Raw genomic sequence first — 24,658 nt, forward strand, 5'->3', positions numbered from 1 at the left:
TGCCGGAGAAGCGGTCCGCTAGCCAGGGGGCGCCCCGATGCTCGTTGCCGCAGTGGCGGCGATGTGGCCGGGAACGTAGTTGCTGGTGAACTTCACCGTCGCGCCCCGGCGGCACCAGCTGGCGGCCAGCTTCTCGCTGACCTGGTGGGGGATGACGTCGTCGAGGACGCTGTGAGACAGCAGGACGGGCGCCACGGGCCTGCGCGTGCCGAGCTGCTGTTCCGCAACGATTGTGCTGTATTCACCAGGGGTGACGAGGATGAACCCGTCCGCGTGCGCGACGGCCTTCAAGCCCGCGTCACTCAGGACGCTGGTGAGGGCGGTGTCCAGGGCTGTGCGGGTGCGCGGGATCTGGGCACGGGTGACCATGTCGGGCTCGGCTGCGTGGCACGACGATGGTGGGGCGGATGAGTCCCAGCTCGCGGCGGTCGCTGCCTGTGTCGCGGCAGCGAACTTGACGGCGTCGGCATCCTTGACGCGGTGGGCTGGTCTCACGTCCACCAGGAGTACCGGCCCGTCCGTCACGACGAGGAAGTCGGGTACGTGCACGCCTTTGCCCTTGGTCGAGGACAACCTCAGCTCGAAAGGCTGCGACAGCACAGTCACGGCACCGCCCGTGAAGTCGAGAGCCAGGAGGAGCCGTCGCTCGGCCAGGCTCTCGAAGCCGTGGACCTCCCCGGTACTGGCCATGTACCCCAAGCCCGGACGGTGCCGCTGTCCAGGACTCCAGTCCAGCAGAACCTTCTTACCGGCAGCATCGCCCTTACCGGCAGCATCGCCCCGACCGGAACCCCGTCGGGGCGATGCGCATGGATCACCAACCTGGCCCGCGCTGCGCGGGTCAGGTTATGGAGGCGGGGCCGGGCGGCAGGTGAACCGTCATGATCAGGTGGCAGGTTTCGGCGCCGGAGCCGCAGTAGGTGTGGGGGACGTCGCCGTCGAAAGTGGCGGTCTGCCCGGCCTCGACGGGGTGCTCGGTGCCGTCGACGATCAGGGTCATCCGGCCGGAGGTGACACTGACGGTTTCCACGACCCCGGCCTGGTGGGGATGGCTGGGGTACTCCTCGCCGGGCTCTAGTTGCCAGCGCCAGACCTCGACCGGGGCCGGGCCTGAGGTCGTCAGCATGAGCCGGGCCTCGCTGCCCTGCGCTCCGGTCCACAGGGGGGCCACGGCGTCGGCGGTCACGACGCGGACGCGGCCTTCGGCCGGTTGTTCCATCAGGGCAGAGACCGAGATGCCGAGGGTGTCGGCCAGCCGGACCAGGGTGCCGAAGTTGGGGTTGCCCTGGGCTTTCTCCAGTCCCACCAACGCACCCTTGCTGACCTGGGCACGCCTGCCGAGCTCGTCCAGGGACAGGCCGGCGCGAGTGCGGGCCGCTCTGACGTTGTACGCGAGCGTCCGCAGGGCTGCGGCTGTCTCGGCCATCCGATCACCATCCTCGCGAGTGGGCCACTGAAATGCACCGTCCGGTCGTTTGGTTGACACGCTCCGGTCGATCCGTTGTACGGTTTAGTCGTTCCATTGAAATAGTAAGGGATGCGCCCGTGATCGCTCTGCTACTGGCCCTGGGCAGCTCACTACCTGGGACGCCGGCCTGGACGAAGCCGAATGGCAGGCCTGGATCGCCGAAGGACACGACTTCGGAATCCTGAGCGTCAACGGCCTGCACGGCCACCCGCCCATCGCCGTCCCCACCCACTTCACCGGCGACGGACCCCACCTCCTGCTCCACCTCGCCCGGCCCAACCCCGTCTGGAAGCCGATCGAGCACGATCCGAACGTCCTGTTCACCGTCTTCGGCGACTACGCCTTCATCCCCGGCCCCTGGCGCGCCAAGGCCGCTACCACGCCCGCCGACGGCGTCCCCACCAGCTACTACACGGCCGTCCAGTTCACCTGGGGCGATTCACATCGTCGACGACCCCGAGGGCAAGGCCGAGCTGCTGCGCCGCCAGCTCGGTCATTTCCAGCCCGACGGCGACCATGCCTCCGTCGCTGTCGACCAGCCGCCCTACGGCCGGATGCTGCCCGGCATCCGCGGCCTGCGCCTGGAAGTCACCGAAGTACGGGCCAAGTTCACATACGACGACCACAAACCCGTCGAGCACCGCACCGCCGTCGCCGACCACCTCACCGCACGCGGCCAGGGCTTCGACGCCCCCACCGCGTATCAGCAGCGCCGCCGCCTGGACCGCATCGGCCCCTGGAAACCCTGACCCCCACCCCGCACGCGCACACGAAACGGAACTCCCGCACATGACCGACTTCCGCCTCGCCCCCGCCATCGCAGACGCCTTCCCCGACACCCTCATTGCCCTGGTCAGCGCCACCGGCCTGCGCGGTCACGAACCCTGGCCCCAGACCGCCGCCGCCCTGGAAGACTTGGAGCAGCAGCTCGCCGACGGCACCCTTCACTCCGCTCGGGGAACCCGACATTGTTGAGAACCCCAAGCCCGGCGAGATCATCTACGCGGACACCATCGGCGTCCTGACCCGCCACTGGAACCACCGCGACGCTCACCGCACCCGCGTCACCGAGGACTCCACCCGAGTCGCCTTCGTCCTCGAAACCCTCCACGCCACCCCTGACGGCCACCTCCTCAAGGCTGCAGCGCAGGAGTTGCAGGGGCTGCTTGTCCTTCACGCCGAACAGACCGCCGTGTACTACCTCAGCCCGGCACGGTCCCAGGTCACCGTCTGAGGACCTTCACCGCCTCCCTGGGCCCCCGGTGTCGCGCCGTCCTGGATCGGCGCGGGGCGGCGTGATCGCCCAGACGGTCACGGAGGTCCTTGCCGCGGTCACGGGCAGGCGGGTGACCGAGTGCTACGAGTCCTGTCGGGTGCCGGTGCCGGGGCCGGGCGTGGCCGGCCTGGCCCTGCTCGAAATGGTGGAAACTCTCCAAGGTCGCCTCATCATTACTGTTCCCGACAAGGTCACCGACCGGGTCCGCCCGGTCCGAGACTTGCAGGACGCGGTGAGCACTCCGGTGGTCGCCGCACCCCTGAACATGTCGACCGGCAAGGACAACCCCTCATGACCGAACGCATCGTCAGTTCCCGCTCCCGCGGCTTCCTGTTCCTCGACTCACACCCTGCCGGCTGTACCCGGCTCGTCCAGGACATGTGGCAGGCACTCCCCGAACCGGCGCAGGAGGGTCGTACGGACGCGGACGAGGCGCCCGTCGCGCTTGTGATCGGCTCGTCCGCTGGGTATGGGCTGGCCGCCACCATCGCAGGACTCGCCAGGGCCGGTATCCGGGGCGTCGGCGTGTCCTTTGAGAAGGCGCCCGGTCGCCGAACCGCAACGGCCGGCTGGTACCGGACTGTCGCAACGGCCGAGATGGCCGTGAGGCACGGGCGGGACTTCGTGTTCCTCAACGGCGACGCGTTCTCCGACACCATGAAGGACCAGGTCGCCGACCTCCTCGACGAGCGGTTCGGCGGGAAGCTCGACTACCTCATCTATTCCGTTGCAGCCCCCCGCCGCACCGATCCCGACACCGGTGTCACGTACGCGTCCGTGCTCAAACCGATCGGTGAGGCGTACCGCACCAAGACCCTCGTCTTCGACGGCGATGGGGCACCGGAAGTCACGACAGTCGAGACCGGGCCGGCTGAGGGCGACGATGTCGAGCAGACCGTCGCCGTCATGGGCGGCACGGACTGGGCCCGCTGGATCGACTGCCTTGCCGGGCGCGACCTGTTGGCACAAGGGTTCACCACTGTCGCCCTGTCCTACATCGGCTCGCCGCTGACCGCCGCGATCTACCGGCAGGGCACCATCGGTGCGGCCAAGGACCATCTGGAAGAGACCGCCCGCGACCTGAACGACCGGCTTGTCAAGGAAGTCGACGGCCGAGCCCTGACCTCAGTCAACGGGGCCGCCGTCACTCAGTCCAGCACGGCCATTCCCGGCATCGCGCTCTATGTTGGGCTGCTGCGCGGCGTCCTCGAAGACGCCATGGTCCCGCCGATCGCCCAGCTCACCCAACTCTGGGACCAACTCACCGGCAACGCGCCCCTCGACGTCGACGACGAGGACCGCATCCGCCTCGACACCTGGGAGCTGACCCCTGCCGTCCAGGAGGCCGTCGCCGAACGCTGGAAGACCGCCACCACGGAGAGCATCCCGACCCTCGCCGCCCTCGACTGGTTCACCGTCCAGGTGCAGCAGCTCTACGGCTTCGCCGTGCCCGGCATCGACTACGCCGCGCCCGTTGAGACCGACGTCCCTTGGCCCCAGCGCACCACCTGACACCCAGGAGGAACGCCATGCACCCACCGTCCGACGACACCCTCGTCCGCCGGCAGCAACGCCTCGAAGAAAACTGCTCGGGAATGAGCAAGCAGTGCGCGACAGCCCCGAATCCTTTACTGCCGTTCTGACAGCTCGCGACTGATCGCTCAATGGGCAGCGCCGCTAGCGTCCCTTCCCATGGGTCCTACGAAATTGCCCGCCAACGACTACTACGCCTCCCTGCCCAGGCACATCGCCGGGGCCGGAGCGATCATCCACGACGCAGCAGGCCGCATCCTGGTGGTCAAACCGTCCTACCGTAACGACACCTGGGAGATCCCCGGCGGCGGGCTGGGCGCGGGAGAGGACCCACTGCAAGCAGCCCGGCGCGAGGTCAGGGAAGAGCTGGGTATCGACCTCGCGCCGGGGCGACTGCTGGTCGTCGACTGGGTACCGGAGCAGTTCGATGGCCGTCCGCCACTGGTCAACTACCTTTTCGACGGCGGTCTGATGTCCCAGGACGAGGGTGAGAACCGACTCCACCTGGACTCGGACGAGCTTACCGAATGGCGGCTGGCCACCTCCGCCGAGTGGGACACCCTGTTCGCCCCGCACCTGGCCCGCCGCCTGCACGCCTCCTCGCGCGCCTTGGCCGAGGGCAGCACCGTCTACCTGCAGCACGGCTTCGACCCCACCCGTCCCGAGACCTGACGCACTCGCCACGCTTCCGGCCGGCGCGGGAGGCGGCCGGCTGTGATGGTGAGGCGCGGCTTGGAGGTGACCGACGCAGTGAAGGCCAGTCGTACCGGGGCGCCGGCTCCCAGGTCCGGGTGTCGTTTGAGGGCGTCGGCGCAAGGGAGAGAAGTGGCGGCGGCAACAGCACGCATGCCGAAATCCGCCGGTCCATAGAGCAGCTTGTGGACGTCATGAAGGGCTGCCGGCTGCTGCGAAGCCTCCGGTGCAGCATCCATCGGATCACCGACATGGTGAAGGCCATCGTTGTCGCTCACCACACCTCACCCTCCTGATGTGGGAAGGGCTCACCCTCGGCCCCTTGGCGGGAGCTGGTAGGTGTGTCGACATGCTCGCCTGACTGCAGTAACTCGGCGCGCGCAGCGAACCTCCTGTGGCAAAGCTATTGGCCATACGCGCTCCCGCCGTCCACTCGGCGAAAGACTAAAGAGGTTTTTCCTGTGCGTTTGTACCAAATAGCGCTGTGGGTCACGATTCCTATGGCAGTTCCTCTCGTGGCGGCACCGGCCGGGGTGACGACGGCCGGTGCCGTCGGAGGGACGATGCCAGGAGGCCCTCTGTCGCTTTCCGTGTGGCGGGCCGGAGAAGTTCCGAAGCCGGCTATCGAATCCGCGCGGCCGTTCCCAGCCCTCGGAGCGACGGCAGTGGCATTTCCCCGTGCGGCGCCTCGGCCCGCCATCGTGTCGCGGACCCAATGGCAGGCCGACGAGACCCAGCGCGACCCCCATGCCCACTACGCGGAAGGGGTGGCGGCGGTCTTCATCCATCACACCGACACCCCCAACGGCTACGACTGCGCGGACGTCCCGCGTACCCTGCGCAATCTGTATACGGGCCAGACCCGTGACCAGCGATGGGGAGACCTCGGCTACAACTTCCTCGTCGACAAATGCGGCACCATTTACGAAGGCCGTGCCGGCGGTGCGGACCGCCCCGTCATCGGCTCCCACACCATCGGGTTCAACCAAGGCACTGCGGGGATCGCCGCGATTGGCACCTTCGGAAGAGGGACACCAGTGCCCCCAGCCATGGAACATGCGATCGCGGCCCTTGCCGCCTGGAAACTCAGCCTGCGCGGCATCGACCCCACCAGCAAGGTGCGGCTCACGTCCACGAATGACAAGAGCCGTTATACGAAGGGAACTTCGGCCGAATTCGATGCCATTTCCGGCCACCGCGACGGCTATGCCACTGACTGCCCGGGGGAGGCGCTTTTCGCCCGACTCCCTGCGATCCGTACCATGGCTGCCGGCCTTCAGGGCAGGTCCCCACGAGCATCCTCTGGTGCCGGGCTCCCCCCGGGCTTGCAGAGCCTCCACCGCGGCATCCAGTGACGGTTCATACACGCACCTTCGTTATCCACACGCTCCGCTGACTTGAGCGGGTACTTGGGCAGCCTCGAACTGGCCGCCAGTACCTCGATACCAATGAGGCACCCCTGCTTGTCGAAGTCGAGGTTGGTCATGCCGCCGACTTCCGCCGGATCGCAGGGATACATGCGCGCTGCCTTCGCGCGGCCTTGTGGATCTGTGAAGTACACATACGCAGCATTCATGGCCTTGTCGTAGGTGACTCTGACGTCCGCGATGGTCGGCGCGCTCCCTCGATGAGGTTGAGGTCAGCCGTGCCCACGTCGGGCCCCTCCCAGCCGCGTGCTGAGGTGGCGAGTTGCAAGGCCAGGACGGCCTTCACGATGGCGGTGCCGCAGATGGTGCTGCAAGACGTCGTGCAGGATGAACGCGACGCGTTCGGCCGGGGTCATCGCCTCGAGCACGACGAGGAAGGCCATGTTGACCGACTCGTCGAGGGTGACCCGGTCAGCCGGGTCGACGATGCCGGCGCCCGGCCGCCCGCTGATCCACTCTGTCCGGTCGGGTAGCGGCTCCGGAATCCATTCGCCCACGTAACGCTCACGCCTGGCCCGCGTCGAGCCGAGCAGGTCGAGGCAGATACGGCTGGCGACGGTCGTCAGCCAGGCGCCAGGGGAGTCGATGGCTTCCTGCTGCTGTGGGGACATGGCGTACCAGCGGGCGTAGGTCTCCTGTACGACGTCCTCGGTATCGGCCAGGGAGCCCAGCGGCCGGTACGCGAGGTTGGCCAGCTGACGCCGCTCGCTCATGATCGCGCTCAGGTCCGGACCGGGCCGACCGTGTCCCGGCTCGGATGGGTTGGTCATGGTGTCACCGGCTCCCTTGGATGCTCTGCCTCACCCCTTACGACGAGCCGGCGCGTCGAACTGTGAGGTCGGCACGTCGCCTCACATCTCGCAGGGCTGTCTCGGCGTACCAATCAGACCCGCGCAGGAAGGAAACTGATCATGGAACCCGTGAACGTCGCGATCATCTACTACAGCTCCACCGGCACCGTACATACCTTGGCGCAAGCCGCTGTCGAGGCCGCGGAGAAGGCCGGCGCCAACGTGCGACTGCGCAAGGTTGCCGAAACGGCCCCACCGGAAGCGGTCAGCGCCAGGCCGGAGTGGGCCCAACACCTGAAGGACACCGCCGACGTCGCCGAGGCCGGCCACGACGACCTGGAGTGGGCCGACGCGGTGCTGTTCGGCACCCCCACCCGCTTCGGCAACCCGGCCAGCCAGCTCAGGGCGTTCATCGACACCACCGGTCCCCTGTGGTTCCACGGCAAGCTCGCGGACAAGGTGTACTCGGCCTTCACCGCCTCCAACACCACCCACGGCGGGCAGGAATCCACCCTCCTGGCCCTGGCGAACACTTTTTACCACTGGGGCGGCATCATCGTGCCCCCCGGCTACACCGACCCCATCCAGTTCCAGTCAGGCAACCCCTACGGCACTTCCCACGTGGCCGGCGATGGCCCGCCCGGTGAGGTGGTCCTGCACGCGGCCCGCTACCAGGCCCGCCGCGTCGTCGACACTGCGGCCTCCTTCAGGGCCGGCCGCGCCGCCTGATCCAGCACAGACAGACCCTAACCCTGATGAGGTGCTCCAGCATGCCGATGAAGATCGACTCAGTGATCGCACGACAGCGCGTTGACGACCTGGAAGCGGCCATCCCTGATTCTATGAGCGGTTGACCGGCCAGACGGCCGGCCGCTTCGACTTCGCCGGTGTGCACCTGGCGAGTGCCGGGCCCTTCTTCTGCGGTCCGGACGAGGCAGAGCAGAGGGTCGCCGGAGTGCTGGTGCCGTGACCGGCAATGTTCGCCCCGTGAGGAGCGTCGTCCGGTGCGTGCGGTCGCAAGGCGGCCGGAAGTCCTTGGACGGGGTCTCCCCTGCTCGAACGGAGTTGAGAGCTTGGGGAAGGAGCTACCAGGGCTTTTGGCCAACGCGGCGAGCGGGCGTGCTGGGCGGCGCGACGGGGCAAAGCTTGCCGGGAGGGGCCCTAGGTCACCACGGGGGGACGAGTCGCACGGCGGGTGGGGGACCGGCGCCCGCGGTTACGCACGAGTGTCCGGCGCTTGTCATATCGGCTCCTACCCCGGACTCGAACTCGACCGTCCGTGGGCGCATCAATGGCTCCGGACCAGAAGCTGAGGCCACTCCGGCTCGTCCTTCTGGCTCCGGCGCCGCTGATATCCCAGGTTCTCGGCTATCGCCAAGTCACCGCCACTCGTCTGATACCGAAGCCGGTGGCATCTGGAGCCGATCCGCCCGTTGTGACCACTCACGGTGACGACGAACGCCGGTCGAACGGAGAAGCACGAGATGCGCGGCGGGGCAGGACTCCCGCACTCGGCCACTGCCTGTTCCGCTCCCGCGCGCTCTGGGCCCGGTCCTCGGAGTCCTGAGCAAGGTTGCCTGCCGCTGATCCGGGGTCTTCGACGGAACAGGTCTCGCACCAGCGGCCCGTGCCGTGTGAGAAGGGCTCATCGTTCGAAGGACGAGCGTCCTGCACCGCACCCCCCAACGTTTCACCCTTCGCGGGCTGAGGGCTGTGATGCCCTGCCCGCTGGCGCCTATTTCCGTGTGCCCGGAGTGCCTATGCGGGGGGCCACCGGTGCGCTGGGCTGCCTCGCCACTCCACCCACCGCGGATCGTCAAGAACTTCTTCCGGGTCCGACAGGCCGGCGCCCTCAAGGAACGCCACCAGATCGCGATCGGAGTGGGCCAGCCCAAGGACTTCGTCCCCGCCGGTCCGGTGCACGCTCACTATTCGCCCCCCTGTGGGGGACGGTGTGTCTACGATGATCATCGCACCGCTCATGCAACCAGAATGCCGCTGTTCTTCCCGCGCCGCAGGTCGACGTGGTCGAAGCGCCGCGCGTGCTCCTTGATCAAGTCGATCGCGGTTGCGCTGGATGCAGACGTAGGGGCAGCGCGTGGCGTGGGCCGTGTGTGGCGGATCGCTGGTGTGTTTCCGCGACGTGGCTCAGTCACGCTGGTAGGCGGCGAGGAGGAAGAGCCAGATCTCGCTGACCGTCGGGAAGCAGGCGACCGCGTGCCTCAGCCGCTTGAGCGGGACTTCCCCAGTGACCGCCACGGTCGCCGAGTGCAGGAGTTCGCTGACGCCGGGGCCGACGAAGGTGACCCCGAGCAGGACGTCCCGGTCGAGGTCGACGACCATCCGGGCGTGACCCTGGTAGCCGTCGGCGTAGAGGTTGGCGCCCTGGGCCGCGTTGAAGTCGACATCGACGGTCTTGGCGCGGTAGCCGGCGCGGGCCGCCTGCTCGGCGTTCAGGCCCACGGCGGCCGCTTCGGGGTCGGTGAAGAAGACCTGGGGTACGGCGTGCTGGTCGGCGGTGGTGGCGTGGTCGCCCCAGGGGGCGTCGTCCAGCGGCCGGCCGGCGGCGCGGGCGGCGATGGCGTCGCCCGCGGTCCGGGCCTGGTACTTGCCCTGGTGAGTGAGGAGCGCACGGTGGTTGACGTCACCCAGTGCGTACAGCCATTCGCCGTCGACACCTTCGACCAGGCAGGTGGTGTCCACGTCCGGCCAGGAGCCGGGGGCGAGACCGACCGTGTCGAGGCCGATGTCGTCGGTATGGGGAGCTCGGCCGGTGGCGAACATGACCTCGTCGGCCTCCAGTTCGCTGCCGTCGTCGAGGGTGAGGGTGACCGGTCCCGTGGGGTCCGGGCGGCGCAGGGCGGTCACCTGCACACCGATCCGCACGTCAACGCCCGCCTCGGTGAGACTGCGTTCGAGCAGCTCGCCCACGAAGGGTTCCATGCGGGGCAGCAGGGCGCGGCGGACGAGCAGGGTGACCTGGGAGCCCAGACCCTGCCAGAGGGTGGCCATCTCCACCCCGACTCCGCCGCCGCCGACGACGGCGAGCCGTGCGGGCGCGGTGCTGGAGTCGGTGCCGTGCCGGTTGGTCCAGGGTCGGGCCTGTCCGATGCCCGGGATGTCGGGCAGCACGGGCCGGCTGCCGGTGGCGATGGCCACCGCGTGCTGGGCCGTGAGGGTCTGGCGCGCGCCGTCGTCGCGGGTGACGGTGACGCGGCGGGGACCGTCGATCCGGCCGTGGCCGCGGAACAGGTCGGCGCCGATTGACTTCATCCATCGGGCCTGTCCGCTGTCGTCCCAGTCGGTGACGTAGCGATTGCGGCGGGCGAAGACCCGGTCCGTGTCGAGCCGGCCGGTGACGGCCTGCCGGGCGCCGTCCACGCGGCGGGCGTCGGCGACGGCGATGACCGGCCGCAGCAGCGCCTTGCTGGGCACGCAGGCCCAGTAGGAGCATTCCCCGCCGACGAGTTCCCGTTCCACCACGGTCACGCTGAGGCCGCCCGCGCGGGCGCGGTCGGCGATGTTCTGGCCGACCGGACCGGCGCCGAGCACGATCACGTCATATGTGCCGTTTCCCTGGGGTTCGTGTCCTTTGCTCATGTTTTTTCCTATCACGATCGGGCTGATCGCTCATTCGCCCCTGGGATTGCTTGACGCCGGTCGTCGCCCTGGCCGGCGGACGCGGTTCGGGGCAGGAGCGGTATCAGGGGGAGGAGCTGCCACGATCACGGGCTCAAAAGCCTGGGAAGAGGGTGCGCAGGTCGCTGCCGGTGACTGGGCCGTCCGTGTTCAGTGGGTCCTGGGAACGGTTGCGGCCGTGGATCAGACGCAGGACCGCCTCTGCTGGGCCGGCCGGAGCCAGTGGGGTCAGCGGGCTCCACGGGGTAGATGTGCACCTCGTCGATGTCGAGGAACAGCGTCCGGCTGGTGTCGGTGAGCTCGACCCGGATCCGCTGTGGTGCGAGGCGGGTCCTGGTGCCGGCGTGGCTGAACGGTCCGGCAATGAGGTCGATCCGCTCCCACGGCAGAGCTGTCCCGGCGGTGGGCACTGCCGCAGAAGGATCCAGGACTACGCCGATGTCCCAGGCGCGTACGGACTGCTCCGACAGCCGCTGGAGCGCGTTGGCCGCGATGTCGAGCAGTCCGGCGAGTAGGGGATGCGCACCGCCCTGCGCTGTCCCTCGTCGAGGCAATCGTGCGTTCCGCGATCGCTGCGGAGTCTGCGAGGATGCGGCGGGCTACGGATGCGTACCGCGCGCTGAGGAGCCCTGGCGCGGTCCGGCCGTGACTTGAGGAGCGGCCGGCTCCACCCCGAGACGTCCCGGTTCTGTCCGCCGCAGGCGGTCCACCGGTTAGCGCTGTGCTGTCGCGGTGTGGCGTCACGGCGTCCTGAGCGGGATCGCCGCAGCCGACGTCTGCGCCTCGATCATTCCCAGGCCGACGAGACCCTGTTCGGGCTGATCAGGAGGCAGCCCGAGTGTTGGAGTCCGACGAGCGGGATACGGGCAGACCGCCACTCCTGCTTGCCGTGTGCCGCCACGTAGCCGAGTCATAGTTGGATGGGCAGGTGGCGGGGGCCGCGGAGCATGGCGTTCTGCCGGTAGGGGGGCGGGTCCTGGACCAGGCGTGCCGTGCTCAGGTGGGGGATCAGCGCGCCGAGCGCGGCCTCGGCTTCGATGCGGGCGAGTGGTGCGCCGTAGCACAGGTGGATACCGCTGCCGAAGCCGAAGTGCTGGTTGTCCGGGCGGGTGGGGTCGAACCGGTCGGGCTCGTGGAACCGCTTGGGATCGCGGTTGCCTGAGGCCAGCACCAGTACGACGGACGTGCCTTTGGGGATCGTTGTGCCGGCGACGTCGATGTCGACGCGGGGGATCCTCTCGCGCATGTGGACCGGGGGTTCGTAGCGCAGCAGTTCCTCCACCGCTTGCGGTAGCAGGTCGGGTTCGCGACGCAGCTGGTCCACATGCTCGGGGCGGCGGAGCAGGGTGAGCACCCCGTTGGTGATCAGGTTGACCGTGGTCTCGTGTCCCGCGATCAACAGCAGCACGGCGGTGACCGCGAGTTCCTCGCGGGTGAGCCGCAGGGCCGGATCCGGCTCGTTGACGAAGGCGGAGAGCATGTCGTCGGTCGGGTGGCCACGGCGCTGCTCGGCGAGGTCCACGAGGTATTGGCCCATCTCGATCCGCGCCTGGTTGCCCGCCTGGTTCCGCTCGGGGGATTCCTCGTCCGGCCTCACGTCGGCGGATGTGACCAGCGCGTCGGACCAAGCTCGAAACAGCGGCTCGTCCTCGCGCGGCACGCCGAGCAGGCGGCAGATCACGGTGACGGGCAGCGGGTAGGCGAAATCGTCGACGATGTCGATCTGCCGGCCCGCATGGAAGGCCTCCATCAGTTCCTTGGTGAGCTGGGTGATCTCGCCGCGCATGGCATCGACCCGGCCCGGGCTGTGCGGCGGGCCGAACGGGCGCATGGTCAGGGTGCGCAGCCTGTGGTGCTCGGGGTCGTCGAGCCGCAGGAACGGCGGATTCGCCATCTCCGCGGACGGAGACGAGGCGGTGCGGCAGCGCGGATCGGCACTCAGCCGAGGGTCGTGGAGCAGCGCGGCGATCTCGTGGTAGGTGCCGATCAGACAGCTGCCGTCTGCCTGCCGCACCACGGGACCGGCCTCGCGGAGTTCCGCGTACAGCGGGTAGGGGTTGGGGCGGTTCACGTAGTCAGTGATCCGTGTCAGCAAGGTGTCGGAGTCCATGGTGGCTCCTCGTGGTTGGGCGGGACGCCGGTCAGCCGGTGGGCTGCACCACGGTCAGTCGGCGATCGGGCAGGTGACCGGTGAGCGCCACGATGGGGCCATGGGACAGCCCCTTCGGATCCGGCACGTCGGACGGAATCGGGATGTCGGCCGCGAGCGCACGGTCCGCCGCGCCGGGCGGGGGCGGGAACGGAGCAGCCGTCTCGATCAGGTGCCGGTAGTAGTCGAGCGACTTGGCCATGTCGACGGTGACCGCGGCGGTGACCCGCCCTTGGTAGCCGTAGACCATCGCCAGACGGCGCGCTTCCAGGGAACCTTGGGCGATGACCACTTGGTCGGAGAAGGTCGGCACGCCCACTGACTTGATGTTGAGCCCGAACTGGCTCGACCAGAACGTCGGGAGGGCGAGGTGCGGGCGCCGCAGGGGCCCCGGATTGATCATGTTGTGGGCCGCCACTTCGGCCTGCGCGACGGCGTTGCCCCAGTGCTCCAGGGAGAGCATCTGATACCCGAACAGCGGGTGCGGGAACCGCGAGACGTCACCGGCCACGAAGACGTCGTCGGTGACGATCCCGTACATGCTGAAGGCCCGGCACCCGGCGTCGCAGGCGATCCCGCGTGGGCCCGCTGCCAGCCCGGACTCCGCCAGCCACTCGACATTGCGGACCGCCCCCAACGCCACGACGCACACGTCCGCGTCGACACGGCTGCCGTCGGACAGGTCCGCGCCGGTGAACCGGCCGTTCCCGTCCCCGCGCAGGGCGGTGACCGTCACCCCGCAGCGCAGATCCACGCCGTGGTTGCGCTGCATGACGGCCGCAAGCTTCGACAGCGTCCCGCCGAGCGCGCCCACCAGGGGTGCGGGGCCGCGTTCGGCGACCGTGACGTCCAGTCCTCGTTCCCGGCAGGCCGAAGCGATCTCCGAGCCGGTGAAGCCGCCGCCGATCACCAGCACCCGCCTCGGCCCGGCAGCCAGCCGCTCGGCCAGCCCCCCGGCCTCGTCGCGGGTGCGCAGGGTGAACACCCCGTCCAGGGAGCCCTCCTCCGGGTTGGGCCAGGGCCGCGCCCGGGTTCCGGTGGCGATCAGCAGCCGGTCGAACGGCAGCGACTCGCCGTCGGCCAGCATCACCCGTTTCCCGAGAGGGTCCAGGCCGGTAGCGCGTACGCCCAGCCGCCAGTCGGCGTCCGGATCCCGGCGCATCGGCAGCCCCGTGGTGTCCGCCGACACCTTGCCGAGCAGCACCTGCTTGGACAGCGGTGGCCGGTCGTAGGGCGGATAGGGCTCATCCCCCACCACGGTCAGTGAGCCGGTGAAGCCCTCCTCGCGCAGCGTCTCCGCGGCCCTCAACCCGGCCAGCGACGCGCCGACGATGACGATGCGGCCGTCCCGCAGATCACCGGGCACCGGCGCTCACCTCATCGCCGACGAGGATGGCCTGGACCGGGCACGCCGCCGCGGCCTGGCGCACGCGCTCGGCCTGGTCGTCCGGGACGGCCGGGGCGTACAGCAACCCCTCTTCACCGTGCAGCTCGAACACCTCCGGCGCGAGGAAGACGCACTGCGCATAGCCCTGGCAGTGCGTGAGGTCCACAACGATCTGCATGGCTGGCCACTCCCTGAGTCCGTACCGGTGTCCCCTTCTCTTTCTACGCCGGTGTCACACCAGGCGCTCGTTACGCCGGTGTCGCACCGGCCGTAACCCTGACCACGTTCCTGACGCTCGACGGCTCTCGTGCGAGGGGTCCTTGCACGGGAGCAGACCGTGCGGCGCCCCGCAACTCATCGGTCGCCGGCGAATGCGCCGGGACGCACGCCGATCACGGTCCAGTCCACGGCAGTGGCCGGCACGGCGGCCCGGTCCGCCGCCGGGGACGAGGCCAGGAGGTCGTGGGCGAGGGCGCCGACGGTGCGGGCGGGGGTGTTGGTGGCGAGGATGCGGCCCTCACCGGTGACCAGCACGGCGTCGGCGCCGAGCTGCTTGAGCGGGGGGACGAGCAGCTGCTCGAAGGCGGCGAGAGTGATGTCCGCGCCGACGACGCCAGCGAAGCGGCCGCCGGTGACCAGCGGCCGGGTGAAGGTGAGGACGTAGCGGTTGGCGCAGGTCAGGTCCACGTAGGGGCCGCTGACGGTGCCGTGTCCGACGTCGCGCGGGACGGCGAACCAGGGCATGACGGTGTAGTCGTAGAAGTTGTCGTCGGCGGGATCCAGGGCGAGCCGGAGCCGGTGGAGGGTGTCCTGCCCGGCCCGCTGCCACCACTCCAGGTGCAGCGGGGCGTCGTCGAGGGCGTCGGGCGCGGCGACGACGCCGGCGCCGAGGAAGCGGCTGCCCTGCTCTCGCAGCAACTGCTGGAGGTCGGGTCGCACGAGGGCCAGGTCTGCGGTGGTCGGCCTGCGACCGCGTTCTCCGGCGGCGGTCCAGCAGACGGCGGCCCGGGCCTCCAGCCCGGCGAGTGAGGCGAGGACGGAATCGACGGCCCGCCCGATGCGGGTCGCGCACCGGGCCAGGCCGTCGGCTGCACTGCTGGTCATTGCTGCTCCGTCGGGTGGGGCGTCGGTCGGCGCACCGGGGTCAGTCGGTGAGCTTCAGGTGGGTGCGGATCAGGTGGTGCACGCAGGACACGGTGTGCTCCTCCGCCAGGCTGCGGGCGTGCGAAGCGTCCCCGGCGGCGATGGCGTCCAGGATGGCCTGGTGCTCGTCGGCGGCGGCGCCCGGATCCGGTGCCTGCGCCTCGGCCAGCCACAGCAGCGGTCCGAGTTCGGCCTGCAGCCGGACTTCGAGCTGGGTGAGCCGTACCGACTGCGAGGCGGCGGCGATCTCGATGTGGAAGCGGGCGTCGGCACGCTGGCGTTCGACCGGGGTGGCGGAGACGCGCAGCGCGGTCACCAGTCGGCCGATGCGGACGGCGGCGTCGGTGGGGGCGCGTTCGGCGGCGAAGCGGGCGGCGGCGCCGAAGACAGCGAAGTGCTCGTCGCCGAGGTCCCGCAGCTCCACAGTGCCGATCTCCTTGAGGCGGGCCAGCTGGAGTCCGGCCGCGCCGTCCTTGGGGGAACGGGCGAAGCTGCCGCCGCCCCGTCCGCGCCGCGTCTCGACCAGGTCCTGTTCGCGCAGGATGGCCAGCGCCTCGCGTACGGTGCCGTTGGCGACGCCCAGCTGGACGGCGAGATCGCTTTCGCTGGGGAGCTGCTCGCCGTCCGCGACGATGCCGAGGGTGACCGCCTCGGCGATCCTGCGCACCACGGCGTCAGCCCGCCCGGCATCGGCCAGGGGGGCGAACACCACGTTGCGGGCGGGAAGCCGGCCGTCCACGGTCGCCATGTCCTCCTCGTCCAGGGGAAGTTCAGCGTACCGGCAAACCCTTGTCCTTTGAACTTCAATGTCGTAGGTTTTCGGCCACCGTGACGCGGTCACGGCAATCTGGTGCCATTTCCAAGGAGCGGGCCATGCCGGAGACGACCTCACCCGGAGGATCGGAGCCTTCCCTGGACGCCGACGCGCAGCGTCTGGCGGCCCTGGGGTACGAGTCCGAATTCAAACGGGACATGAGCCTGTGGGCGAACTTCTCCCTCGGCTTCACCTACCTCTCCCCCGTGGTCGGGGTCTACACGCTGTTCGCCTCCTCGCTGGCCGCCGGCGGTCCGCCGATGATCTGGGGCATCGTCATCGCCGGGCTCGGCCAACTGCTGGTCGCCCTGGTCTTCAGCGAGGTGGTCGCCCAGTTCCCGGTCTCCGGCGGCGTGTACCCGTGGGCCCGCCGGCTGTGGGGCCGCAAGTGGGGCTGGATGACTGGCTGGATCTATCTGCTCGCGCTGATGTCCACGATCTCCGCGGTGGCCTACGGCGCCGGTCCCTTCGTGGCGGCGCTCTTCGGCTTCACGTCCTCGACCACCACCACGATCTGGTGTGCGCTGGGGATGCTGGCGCTGGCCACGGTGGTGAACCTCGGCGGGACGAAGCTGGTGTCGATGGTCGCGTTCTTCGCCTTCGCGGCCGAACTGGTGGGCGCGCTGGCGGTCGGCGCGTGGTTGCTGATCACTCACCGGGAGCACGGCCTCGGGGCGATCTTCGACAGCTTCGGTGCGGGCGCCGACGGTTCGTACACCTCCGCGTTCCTGGGCGCGAGCCTGATCGGCGTCTTCCTCTTCTTCGGCTTCGAGGCCTGCGGTGACGTCGCCGAGGAGATCCCGAACCCGGGCCGGCAGATTCCCGTGTCGATGCGGCGCACCATCTACATCGGCGGCGGCGCGGCACTCGGGGTCACCCTCGCCCTCATCATGTCGGTCGCCGACATCGGCGCCGTGATCGCGGGCAAGGACACCGATCCGGTCGGCACCGTACTCAACGAGGCGTTCGGCGCGGCGGGCGCCCGGGTCGTCATCGGCATCGTGCTGATCTCATTCGTGTCGTGCACGCTGAGCCTTCAGGCGGCGGCGAGCCGGCTCGCGTACTCCTTCGCCCGCGACCGGATGATCGTCGGCAGCCGGGCGCTGTCCGTCATGTCGGACCGGTTGCGGGTGCCGCCGTACGCGCTGCTGCTCGCCGCGGTGCTGCCGGCGCTGATCATCGTGGGCTCGGCATACTCGGCCGACGCCCTCACGAAGATCATCTCTTTCTCCACGGTGGGCATCTACCTTTCCTTCCAGATGGTCGTGCTGGCCGCCCTGCGCGCCCGGCTCAAGGGCTGGCGGCCCACCGGCGACTACACGAACGGCCGCTGGGGTCTGCTGGTGAACGCCGGCGCCCTCCTCTACGGCGTGCTGGCGCTGGTCAACATGTGCTGGGGACGCACCCCAGGGGTGGCCTGGTACGACAACTACATCGTGCTGCTGAGCGGCGCGGTGGTGGTCGCGGCCGGCTTGGTGTACCTGTTCGTGGCCCGGCCGCACGAGCGGAGCGACGCCCCGGCGGGCGACGCCCTCCAGGGCGTCGCGGACCGGCCCGGAACGGGACGGTCCACGGAGGCCGGGGCGCCGGCCGGTATCGGCTGATCCCGGCCCCTCAGGACACCGAACGGGCCCCGCGCATCATCGCGCCGGGCCCGTTCGGCGTGCTGGGTGACGTAATGGTCGGCCCGCTCCCCGCGCAGCAGATTGAGCGACCAGCCGTCGACGATGTGAGGCAATGCGACGCAGTGTTCGTCGTCCGCCGTGCGCAACAGGGCCACCCGGAAGAGTAGTCCGCGGGCGAGGTCGAACCGCCTGTTGGTCCGAGTGGCCGGCAGCCCGGCCACATCGCCGGGACTGGACCGGCTCCGTGGCCGTCGCACAGATCGATGAATCGCAGATACCTGGCCGATAGCGGGCAGGGTGCCCTCAGGGCCCCTCATCCTGCGGGTCGATCGGCAGACACACCTGAAAACGAGTGTCGCCCGGCTGCGAGGAGACCCGGATGTCCCCGTGATGTTTGTTGACCACGATGCGGTAGGAGATGTCCAGCCCCAGTCCAGTGCCCTCACCGACCGGTTTGGTGGTGAAGAACGGTTCGAAGATGCGGGGTCTGATGTCAGACGGAATCCCTGTGCCGGTGTCGGCCACCTCCACGAGCAGTCGGGCATCCTCCCGCCACGTCCGAATCGTCAGTGTGCCCCCTGCAGGCATGGCGTCCATGGCGTTGATGATCAGGTTGGTCCATACCTGGTTGAGCTCGGCGCCGAAGGCCGAAATCGGCGGCAATTCGTGGCCGTAGTTCTTGACCACCAGAACATTTGACGGGATCTTCGCCCGCAGCATTGTCAGGGTGGCATCGAGCAACGTGTGCACATCCACGGTCTGTTGCGGCGCCCGGTCCAGCTGTGCGTACTGCTTTGCCGCGCCGACCAGGCCCGAGATGCGGGTCACGGCATCATCGATCTCGCCCATCAGGAGTTCCGCATCGATGGTGTACGCCAGCCACCGTACCGTGGAGCCCAGATTGTCCTCGCCGATGGTGTCGGCCACCGAGGTCAGCCACGGCACGCTGATGTCCGCGGCGACCAGAGTCGGTGCCAGATCCCACGCCTCGGTGACCCCGTGCTCCTCGAGCCAGTCGCCGACGGCGTCCTCCGCATCCGCAGCAGCCAGCGCGGGCAGACCGGAAGCCGTGGCTGCCTGTTGAACCGCATCGTCCTGCAGCTCCACGAGGCGATGCAGCTCGGTTCCGTCCAGCCGGCCGTCAGCGATCATGGCGAGCTTGTGGCGCATACCGGCCACTCGCTCCCGCAGAGCCGCAGTGGCCCGCACAGCGGCTGCCGCAGGATTGTTCAGCTCATGAGTCAGGCCTGCCGACAGCGACGCCAGGGCCAGCAGCCGCTCGCGCTCATTGACGATGGCATTGGCCGCACGTGTACCGAAGAACAAGCCCTCCAGCAGGTGCAGTGCCATCGGAAACCACGTGCGTACCGCGTACGCGAAATCGTCGGCGGGCAACACGAAGAACTCGGTGTCAGTGACAGCCCGCAGGGTGTGGGGGTACCGCTGCTCAATGCGGTCCCCGATGTACGAGCGAGTTGCCCCGCTGTACACACCGCGCTGATCGGTGCGGGTGACCTCCACATCGTCGCCGTGCAGTACCCGGCTGAGCGCGATCACTCCGCTGAGCAGCACGAAGAAACACGTGGCCGACTCGCCCTCCTTGTACACCACGCTTCCGGCGAGCCGTTGTTCTGCACGTCCGCGTTCTGCCAGCCAGCCGAGTTGCTCCTCGCTGAGCTCCTCGAACAGGAAAAGAGTCCGCAACTGCTCAGGTGACAGATGTGCTGACGTGGTCACTGCGCCTCCAGATAGCGGTGCGCCAGCGTGACGGCCATGGCTCCCTCGCCGACGGCCGACGCGACACGTTTGACCGAGGAGGAACGCACATCCCCTGCTGCGAAGACACCGGGCACGCTCGACTCCAGGTGGTACGGATCTCTCGGCAACCGCCACCCGGGCGGACGCTTCCCTCCGGCCACCAGGTCGGGGCCCGTCACCACGAATCCGCGCTCATCGCGGGTGACCACCCCCGCCAACCACTCTGTATGCGGCTCGGCCCCGATGAAGATGAACAGCCACGACGCGGCAATGGTGCGCACGGCGCCGGACCGGCTCTCGCGGAGGGTCAGCCGCTGCAGGTGCCCTTCGCCCTCGCCGCCGAGCACCTCGGTCCACGGGTGGATCTCGATGTTGGCGATGCCGTTGATCTGGTCGACCAGATAGCTGGACATCGAACGGGCCAGATCGCCTTGGCGGATGAGGACGTGAACACGCCGTGCGTAGCGTGAGAAGTACACCGCTGCCTGCCCCGCGGAGTTGGCACCGCCGACGATGTATACATCGTCCCCGGAGCAGCTGGGCGCCTCGGTGACCGCAGACCCGTAGAAGACACCCGCCCCGGTGAGCTCCTGCAGCCCGGTGGCGGCCAGCCGCCGATAGGACACCCCGGTGGCCAGGACCACCGTGTGTGCGGCAATCGAGCTCTCCGCCCCCAGATGCAGCACCCGGCCCGATCCCGCCACCTCCAGCGCGACAGCCCGCTGCGCGCTGAGGATCTCCGCCCCGAACTTCAGCGCCTGGCGGCGCGCTCGCTCGGTCAGCTGGGAACCGGAGACGCCGTCGGGGAATCCGAGGTAGTTCTCGATACGGCTGCTCTGTCCGGCCTGCCCGCCGGTCGCCTGCTGTTCCACCAGGACCGTACGCAGTCCCTCCGAAGCGCCGTAGACGGCAGCTCCCAGACCGGCAGGCCCCCCACCGACCACCACCAGGTCGTAGAAGTCCGAGGCCGGAACGGTGCTGAGTCCGACCTGCGCGGCGAGCTCCCGCTCGGTGGGGGAGACCAGAGGCTTTCCGTCCGGGGTGATGACCAGCGGTACGTCGGCCGCGGACACCCCTGCGGCAGCCAGCAGGCGCTGCCCCTCCGGCTCGTCGGACAACAGCCAGCGATAGGGCACGAGATTACGGGTGAGGAAGTCACGGACCGCGAAGGAGGGCGCGGACCAACGGTGCCCGACCACACGGGTCTCCGTGTCTCCCGGATCAGGTGTGTCGTTCCACAGGTCCAGCAGTGTGTCGATCACCGGATAGAGGTGCTGTTCCGGCGGGCTCCAGGGCTTGAGGAGATAGTGGTCGAGATCCACGACGTTGATTGCGTCGATGGCCGCTTCCGTGTCCGAGTAGGCGGTCAGCAACACGCGACGTGCGAGCGGGAAGAGATCCATGGCCTCCTCGAGGAACTCGATGCCATTCATCTGGGGCATGCGGTAGTCGGCGAGCATGAGCGCGAGCTGATCGCCGCGGAGCTTGAGCTCACGCAGTGCTTCAAGGGCATCGCGGCCGGAGAGCGCGCGCACGATTCGGTAGCGGTCGCCGTACTGTCGCCGGATGTCGCGGGCGACCGCCCGGGAGACTGCCGGGTCGTCGTCGACAGTCAGGATCGTCGGGTTCGCCATGACTCCATCATTCCCGCAAAGACCGGGAAATGGGTCATGCCCTGTTCGATCTCGCGCTCGGACGATTCGACCAGGCCGTCGGTGTGCAGCACCAGGAGGCTTCCCCGGGGCATCGTCAGCTCTACCGTCTCGAACGGGGGCTCTGCCGCGCCCAGGGGTGGATCCGCAACTCATCCGCTCCTTCGCCCAGGCGGCCACCGCTGTGAGGAATTCCCACTGCTTCCTCGTGGGTTCTCCCGAGGCACGTGCCACGACGGTGAGGGCGCCGACCGGGCGCTGCTCCCTGCCGAAAACCGGTACGGCCGCAAGGCCCGTCCCGGGCCAGTCACTGGCCGACGCGGGCGGGGTGGTGCCCTGGGGGGTCGTGGAGCATCCATACGCCGGTCCCCTGGCGCACGGCGCATGCCGGCGCCGCGGTGTCCTCCTGGTCGATGATCTCCCACGGCCGGACGAGGCCCGGAGGCAGTCCGGCCACCGACACCAGACGTAGCGCCGACATGGGACCACGCAGGTGCACCGTCCCGCCCAGGCCGTCCAGCTCGGCGACGGCGTGCTGAAGGGCGAGCCGCAGCACCTCGCCCTCTGTGACGCCCCGTTCCGCACTGTTAAGCAGGGCCAACCGGATATTCATGATTTAACTGTATATTTCAGGCACAATCTCGGTCAGAAGTCGAGGCTGCCGAGCCGGTTTACACGGCGAAGGGTGCGGCGCCCGCCTGGTTACCGACCCGCTGCGCACCACCGGGCCCGGCGCCGTCACTCTCGACCACTTCGCGAACCTTGCCGGCCTGGAACGCCGGAGGACCGCGCTCGTCGGCGTGATCGCACCAGAGGACGCGATGGCGGGCGACTCTCTGCCGGAGCTCAACGTGACCCGCCCGGTGCAGTCCGGGCCGCCGAGGAGGTGGGGAACGGTCCGTGTGGACGCCGGTGCACTCCGACGCACCTCAGCCGCCGGCCTCCGACAGCTATGGCGACTTCCTGCGCCACTCGCAGGAGGCCGGGCGAATAGCGGAGAAGCGGTACCGGCCCGCCCGTGCGACGGATTGTAGGTGGGTGCCTCTCCTTGCAGTGGGGAACGCCACGGCGGTGCCCGATCGCCAAGGGATTCGCCGACGAGTCGGCCGCACGGGGGCTGAACCACGTCGCTCACCGCAACGGGGCTCGCGTTCCGGTGCGGGCTCGGGCGGCTTCGCTGACGCGCGCGAAGAGCAGCGTGGCGCACAACGCGGGCGTATCTGTTGGTCGATTTCCCGCACCTCGGTCGACCGCGGCTTGTCCTGGGTTGAGGCTGCGACTCACCGCAGGATTCACGGTGCGACTCACCGCGCCGCCGGGTGCGATTCACGGCGCGGCTCGCGCGCGGTGTCGGCGTACCGCGTCGCGATTGGCGCAGCGCTGGGAGCAGTAACGCTGCCGCCCGGTGCGGGAGGTGTCGGCGAAGATCGTGGTGCACTCGGTCACGGCGCACCGCTGGAGCCGGTGCATCCCTCGCCCTGCCAGGTGCAGCGCGGTACCAACGGAGATCAGTGAGAACAGGAGGGCGCCGAGCGGCTGCCGGTCGTCGCGGTAGTGCAGGTGCCAGCCGTCGTCGGCGTGATCGGTCAGCCGCGGGTGGGTGCAGGCCGCCGCCAGCATCCGGTTGACCAGCTCGGCGCGCTCACGCTCGTCGGTGGCGTCGACGACCTTTTCCCACGCCCTCAGCGCGGCCTGGGTACGGTCCAGGTCCCGCGCCGTGACCGGGTGCTCCAGCATAAGCCCGGCAGCGCGGCAGCGGTCCGCGAGTTCCTCGGCGTTTGCCGGGCGTCGGTTGGCGAGATCCGCAGCCAGGTTCACGGCATCCTCGCCGTAAGGGTTGAGATGCATAAGCTCATTACATCATTCTGGCCGGCATGAGACACCGCACAGGACAGCACACCGAAGTACGGCAGGGAGGGGAGAACGACGTCCCCGAGCTCGTACGTCTGCGGACGTTGCTGTTCGAGACCCTTGGCGGCGACTTCTTCAACCCGTCTTCAGCAGACGACGACTGGCGGGACGCACTTGCTGCGGTGCTGAAGGAACAGCTGACAGCGGACGCCGTACGGATCCTCGTCGTGGACGGCGGCGACGGCCTCGCCGCCTGTGGCATCGGCACTATTGAGCAACGGCTGCCCGGCCCGCACCTGCGCAATGGTCGGATCGGACACGTGATCGGCGTGGTCACCGATCCGACGTATCGACGGCGCGGCCACAGCCGCGCGATCATGCGGGGCTTGCTCGACTGGTTCCGGGAACGTGAGGTCGCCCGAGTGGACCTGTACGCCTCTTCCGACGGTGAACCGCTCTACCGTGCACTGGGTTTCGTCGACCACCCCGACCCCTCACTGTGCTGGCGTCCGTGACAGGCGACCCGCCACGTGAGCGACGAGCCGCGTTCTCCTCGGCCGCAGTCAAGGCGCATCTTCATGCTCGGGCGGACTCATGAGCAGTGCTCCTGATCCTCACTGACAAGCGCTGCTGCTCGTGCAGAACAGCGGGGCGATGGGCATCGACCTTCAACGTGCCCTGAACGTGAGCACGGCTCAGCCGGTCTCCTGCTCTCGGCGGCCCAGTCGGTTCCGTGGATCGGGTTGCCGGTGGCCGGGGAACTTCTGGACCGTCACAGCGAGTGCTCGGTCGTCAGGATGGGCACCTGCGTGGTCGCAGCGGGCCTGAGCGTGGGAAGCGTGGCGCCGGGACATGTGTCCCTGCTCCATGTCCTGCTGATCGTCGGCGCGCGATACGGCACCGCTCAGCCCCGGGGAGGCGGCCTGGAGCGCCACGGCAGATCGAGGCGCTACGCCTCCGTCCTTGTGGAGGCCGTTGCTGCGGCCGGCCGGCACTCCGCGCGGGCGGCCTGTGCGGCAGGTCCTCCACCCCGTCGGACTCATCCGGCGCTGCTCCGGCAGGCTTTGGACAACCACGAATCCTGGAACACCCGTTGAAGCGCAGAACCTTCCGAACGGGCTCTCTTCGGATACTTGGTCGTGGACAGCCCTCATGAGAAACCTCGGGGGAAGAACCCGCGAAGGTCGTCGCACAGAGACTCGGTCGTGTTCGATGCGCCAGCGCATTTCTGCGAGCTGGACCAGATCCGGGCAGTGGGTGGTCGGGCGCTTTCCTGGGAGGTGTGGGACGCCGTGGGATACCAGATCTTGCCATGGGCTTGGGCGCCCTGTTTCCGGGCTCGTCCGACGTAAGTATCGGTGGGGGTGGTGGGTGATGGTTGTTCAGGGTGGTGGTGGGGGTGTGGTGGGTGGGGGTGGGGTGCTGCCGGGTGGGTGAGGGGGTGGGGGTATG

Annotated in this window: 22 protein-coding genes and 3 pseudogenes; 10 read left to right on the forward strand and 15 right to left on the reverse strand. The window is 69.0% G+C overall.

Going from position 1 to position 24,658, the window contains the following annotated elements:
- Nucleotides 1–18 precede the first annotated feature (18 nt).
- Both ACGFSA_RS29815 and ACGFSA_RS29820 read right to left on the reverse strand, forming a co-directional pair.
- Nucleotides 19–690, reverse strand: a complete 672-nt coding sequence (locus ACGFSA_RS29815) for a lipase family protein (protein ID WP_393309153.1) — start codon at nucleotides 688–690, stop codon at nucleotides 19–21.
- A 151-nt stretch (nucleotides 691–841) separates the two neighbouring features.
- Nucleotides 842–1,426, reverse strand: a complete 585-nt coding sequence (locus ACGFSA_RS29820; protein ID WP_393309154.1) for a helix-turn-helix domain-containing protein — start codon at nucleotides 1,424–1,426, stop codon at nucleotides 842–844.
- Nucleotides 1,427–1,595: 169 nt separating this feature from the next.
- Here ACGFSA_RS29820 and ACGFSA_RS29825 point away from each other — a divergent pair.
- The 6 genes and pseudogenes from ACGFSA_RS29825 (at nucleotide 1,596) to ACGFSA_RS29850 (ending at nucleotide 6,325) form a co-directional block, all read left to right on the forward strand.
- Nucleotides 1,596–2,217, forward strand: a pseudogene (locus ACGFSA_RS29825) (FMN-binding negative transcriptional regulator).
- 40 nt (nucleotides 2,218–2,257) lie between these two features.
- Nucleotides 2,258–2,702 (forward strand): annotated as a pseudogene (locus ACGFSA_RS29830) (hypothetical protein).
- Nucleotides 2,703–2,763: 61 nt separating this feature from the next.
- On the forward strand, nucleotides 2,764–3,039 hold the full coding sequence (locus tag ACGFSA_RS29835; protein ID WP_393309155.1) for a hypothetical protein: 276 nt from the start codon (nucleotides 2,764–2,766) through the stop codon (nucleotides 3,037–3,039).
- Entirely contained in the window at nucleotides 3,036–4,256 is a 1,221-nt protein-coding gene (gene fabV / locus ACGFSA_RS29840) for an enoyl-[acyl-carrier-protein] reductase FabV (protein ID WP_393309156.1), read from the forward strand. The genes ACGFSA_RS29835 and fabV overlap by 4 nt, the downstream gene beginning before the upstream one ends.
- Nucleotides 4,257–4,436: 180 nt before the next feature.
- A complete protein-coding gene (locus ACGFSA_RS29845; RefSeq protein ID WP_393309157.1) occupies nucleotides 4,437–4,949 on the forward strand; it encodes an NUDIX domain-containing protein in 513 nt (170 codons plus the stop codon).
- A gap of 686 nt (nucleotides 4,950–5,635) precedes the next feature.
- Nucleotides 5,636–6,325 carry a peptidoglycan recognition protein gene (locus ACGFSA_RS29850; protein WP_393309158.1) on the forward strand — a complete coding sequence of 230 codons (690 nt, stop codon included), beginning with the start codon at nucleotides 5,636–5,638 and terminating at the stop codon, nucleotides 6,323–6,325.
- On the opposite strand, the gene ACGFSA_RS29855 is transcribed toward ACGFSA_RS29850, so the two are convergent.
- Nucleotides 6,247–6,579, reverse strand: a complete 333-nt coding sequence (locus ACGFSA_RS29855) for a DUF2283 domain-containing protein (protein ID WP_393309174.1) — start codon at nucleotides 6,577–6,579, stop codon at nucleotides 6,247–6,249. The genes ACGFSA_RS29850 and ACGFSA_RS29855 overlap by 79 nt on opposite strands.
- Nucleotides 6,580–6,702: 123 nt before the next feature.
- A pseudogene (locus ACGFSA_RS29860) lies at nucleotides 6,703–7,167 on the reverse strand (sigma factor); the annotation flags it as partial.
- A gap of 141 nt (nucleotides 7,168–7,308) precedes the next feature.
- Here ACGFSA_RS29860 and wrbA point away from each other — a divergent pair.
- Nucleotides 7,309–7,917, forward strand: coding sequence for an NAD(P)H:quinone oxidoreductase (gene wrbA / locus ACGFSA_RS29865; RefSeq protein WP_393309159.1), 609 nt, complete (start codon nucleotides 7,309–7,311; stop codon nucleotides 7,915–7,917).
- 1,419 nt (nucleotides 7,918–9,336) lie between these two features.
- Here the strand turns inward: wrbA and ACGFSA_RS29870 are convergent.
- A complete protein-coding gene (locus ACGFSA_RS29870) occupies nucleotides 9,337–10,788 on the reverse strand; it encodes a dihydrolipoyl dehydrogenase family protein (protein WP_393309160.1) in 1,452 nt (483 codons plus the stop codon).
- A gap of 290 nt (nucleotides 10,789–11,078) precedes the next feature.
- On the opposite strand from ACGFSA_RS29870, the gene ACGFSA_RS29875 reads away from it, so the two are divergent.
- A complete protein-coding gene (locus ACGFSA_RS29875; RefSeq protein WP_393309161.1) occupies nucleotides 11,079–11,342 on the forward strand; it encodes a hypothetical protein in 264 nt (87 codons plus the stop codon).
- A gap of 395 nt (nucleotides 11,343–11,737) precedes the next feature.
- On the opposite strand, the gene ACGFSA_RS29880 is transcribed toward ACGFSA_RS29875, so the two are convergent.
- The 5 genes from ACGFSA_RS29880 to ACGFSA_RS29900 form a co-directional block, all read right to left on the reverse strand.
- Nucleotides 11,738–12,937, reverse strand: coding sequence for a cytochrome P450 (locus ACGFSA_RS29880; RefSeq protein ID WP_393309162.1), 1,200 nt, complete (start codon nucleotides 12,935–12,937; stop codon nucleotides 11,738–11,740).
- Between the two features lie 31 nt (nucleotides 12,938–12,968).
- Nucleotides 12,969–14,342, reverse strand: a complete 1,374-nt coding sequence (locus ACGFSA_RS29885; RefSeq protein ID WP_393309163.1) for an NAD(P)/FAD-dependent oxidoreductase — start codon at nucleotides 14,340–14,342, stop codon at nucleotides 12,969–12,971.
- Nucleotides 14,332–14,541, reverse strand: coding sequence for a ferredoxin (locus tag ACGFSA_RS29890; protein ID WP_393309164.1), 210 nt, complete (start codon nucleotides 14,539–14,541; stop codon nucleotides 14,332–14,334). Before ACGFSA_RS29890 ends, ACGFSA_RS29885 begins: the two co-directional genes overlap by 11 nt.
- 176 nt (nucleotides 14,542–14,717) lie before the next feature.
- Entirely contained in the window at nucleotides 14,718–15,467 is a 750-nt protein-coding gene (locus ACGFSA_RS29895; RefSeq protein ID WP_393309165.1) for a cache domain-containing protein, read from the reverse strand.
- A 40-nt stretch (nucleotides 15,468–15,507) separates the two neighbouring features.
- A complete protein-coding gene (locus tag ACGFSA_RS29900) occupies nucleotides 15,508–16,254 on the reverse strand; it encodes a FadR/GntR family transcriptional regulator (RefSeq protein ID WP_393309166.1) in 747 nt (248 codons plus the stop codon).
- A 125-nt stretch (nucleotides 16,255–16,379) separates the two neighbouring features.
- Here ACGFSA_RS29900 and ACGFSA_RS29905 point away from each other — a divergent pair, with 125 nt between their 5' ends.
- Nucleotides 16,380–17,924, forward strand: coding sequence for an APC family permease (locus tag ACGFSA_RS29905; RefSeq protein ID WP_393309167.1), 1,545 nt, complete (start codon nucleotides 16,380–16,382; stop codon nucleotides 17,922–17,924).
- 324 nt (nucleotides 17,925–18,248) lie between these two features.
- On the opposite strand, the gene ACGFSA_RS29910 is transcribed toward ACGFSA_RS29905, so the two are convergent.
- The 5 genes from ACGFSA_RS29910 to ACGFSA_RS29930 form a co-directional block, all read right to left on the reverse strand.
- Nucleotides 18,249–19,682, reverse strand: a complete 1,434-nt coding sequence (locus ACGFSA_RS29910) for an ATP-binding protein (RefSeq protein WP_393309168.1) — start codon at nucleotides 19,680–19,682, stop codon at nucleotides 18,249–18,251.
- The gene (locus ACGFSA_RS29915; RefSeq protein WP_393309169.1) at nucleotides 19,679–21,337 is read right to left on the reverse strand and encodes an FAD-dependent oxidoreductase; all 1,659 of its coding nucleotides are present in this window, start codon (nucleotides 21,335–21,337) and stop codon (nucleotides 19,679–19,681) included. The genes ACGFSA_RS29910 and ACGFSA_RS29915 overlap by 4 nt, the downstream gene beginning before the upstream one ends.
- Nucleotides 21,316–21,450, reverse strand: a complete 135-nt coding sequence (locus ACGFSA_RS29920; protein WP_393309170.1) for a hypothetical protein — start codon at nucleotides 21,448–21,450, stop codon at nucleotides 21,316–21,318. Before ACGFSA_RS29920 ends, ACGFSA_RS29915 begins: the two co-directional genes overlap by 22 nt.
- 212 nt (nucleotides 21,451–21,662) lie before the next feature.
- Entirely contained in the window at nucleotides 21,663–21,968 is a 306-nt protein-coding gene (locus ACGFSA_RS29925) for a hypothetical protein (protein WP_393309171.1), read from the reverse strand.
- 713 nt (nucleotides 21,969–22,681) lie between these two features.
- Complete coding sequence (locus ACGFSA_RS29930) at nucleotides 22,682–23,203, reverse strand: CGNR zinc finger domain-containing protein (protein ID WP_393309172.1); 522 nt, start codon at nucleotides 23,201–23,203, stop codon at nucleotides 22,682–22,684.
- 26 nt (nucleotides 23,204–23,229) lie between these two features.
- On the opposite strand from ACGFSA_RS29930, the gene ACGFSA_RS29935 reads away from it, so the two are divergent.
- Nucleotides 23,230–23,721, forward strand: coding sequence for a GNAT family N-acetyltransferase (locus tag ACGFSA_RS29935; protein WP_393309173.1), 492 nt, complete (start codon nucleotides 23,230–23,232; stop codon nucleotides 23,719–23,721).
- The last annotated feature ends 937 nt before the right edge of the window (nucleotides 23,722–24,658 follow it).

It is taken from the genome of Streptomyces sp. NPDC048496 (assembly GCF_043200055.1).
In the GTDB taxonomy this organism is placed as follows: Bacteria; Actinomycetota; Actinomycetes; order Streptomycetales; family Streptomycetaceae; genus Streptomyces.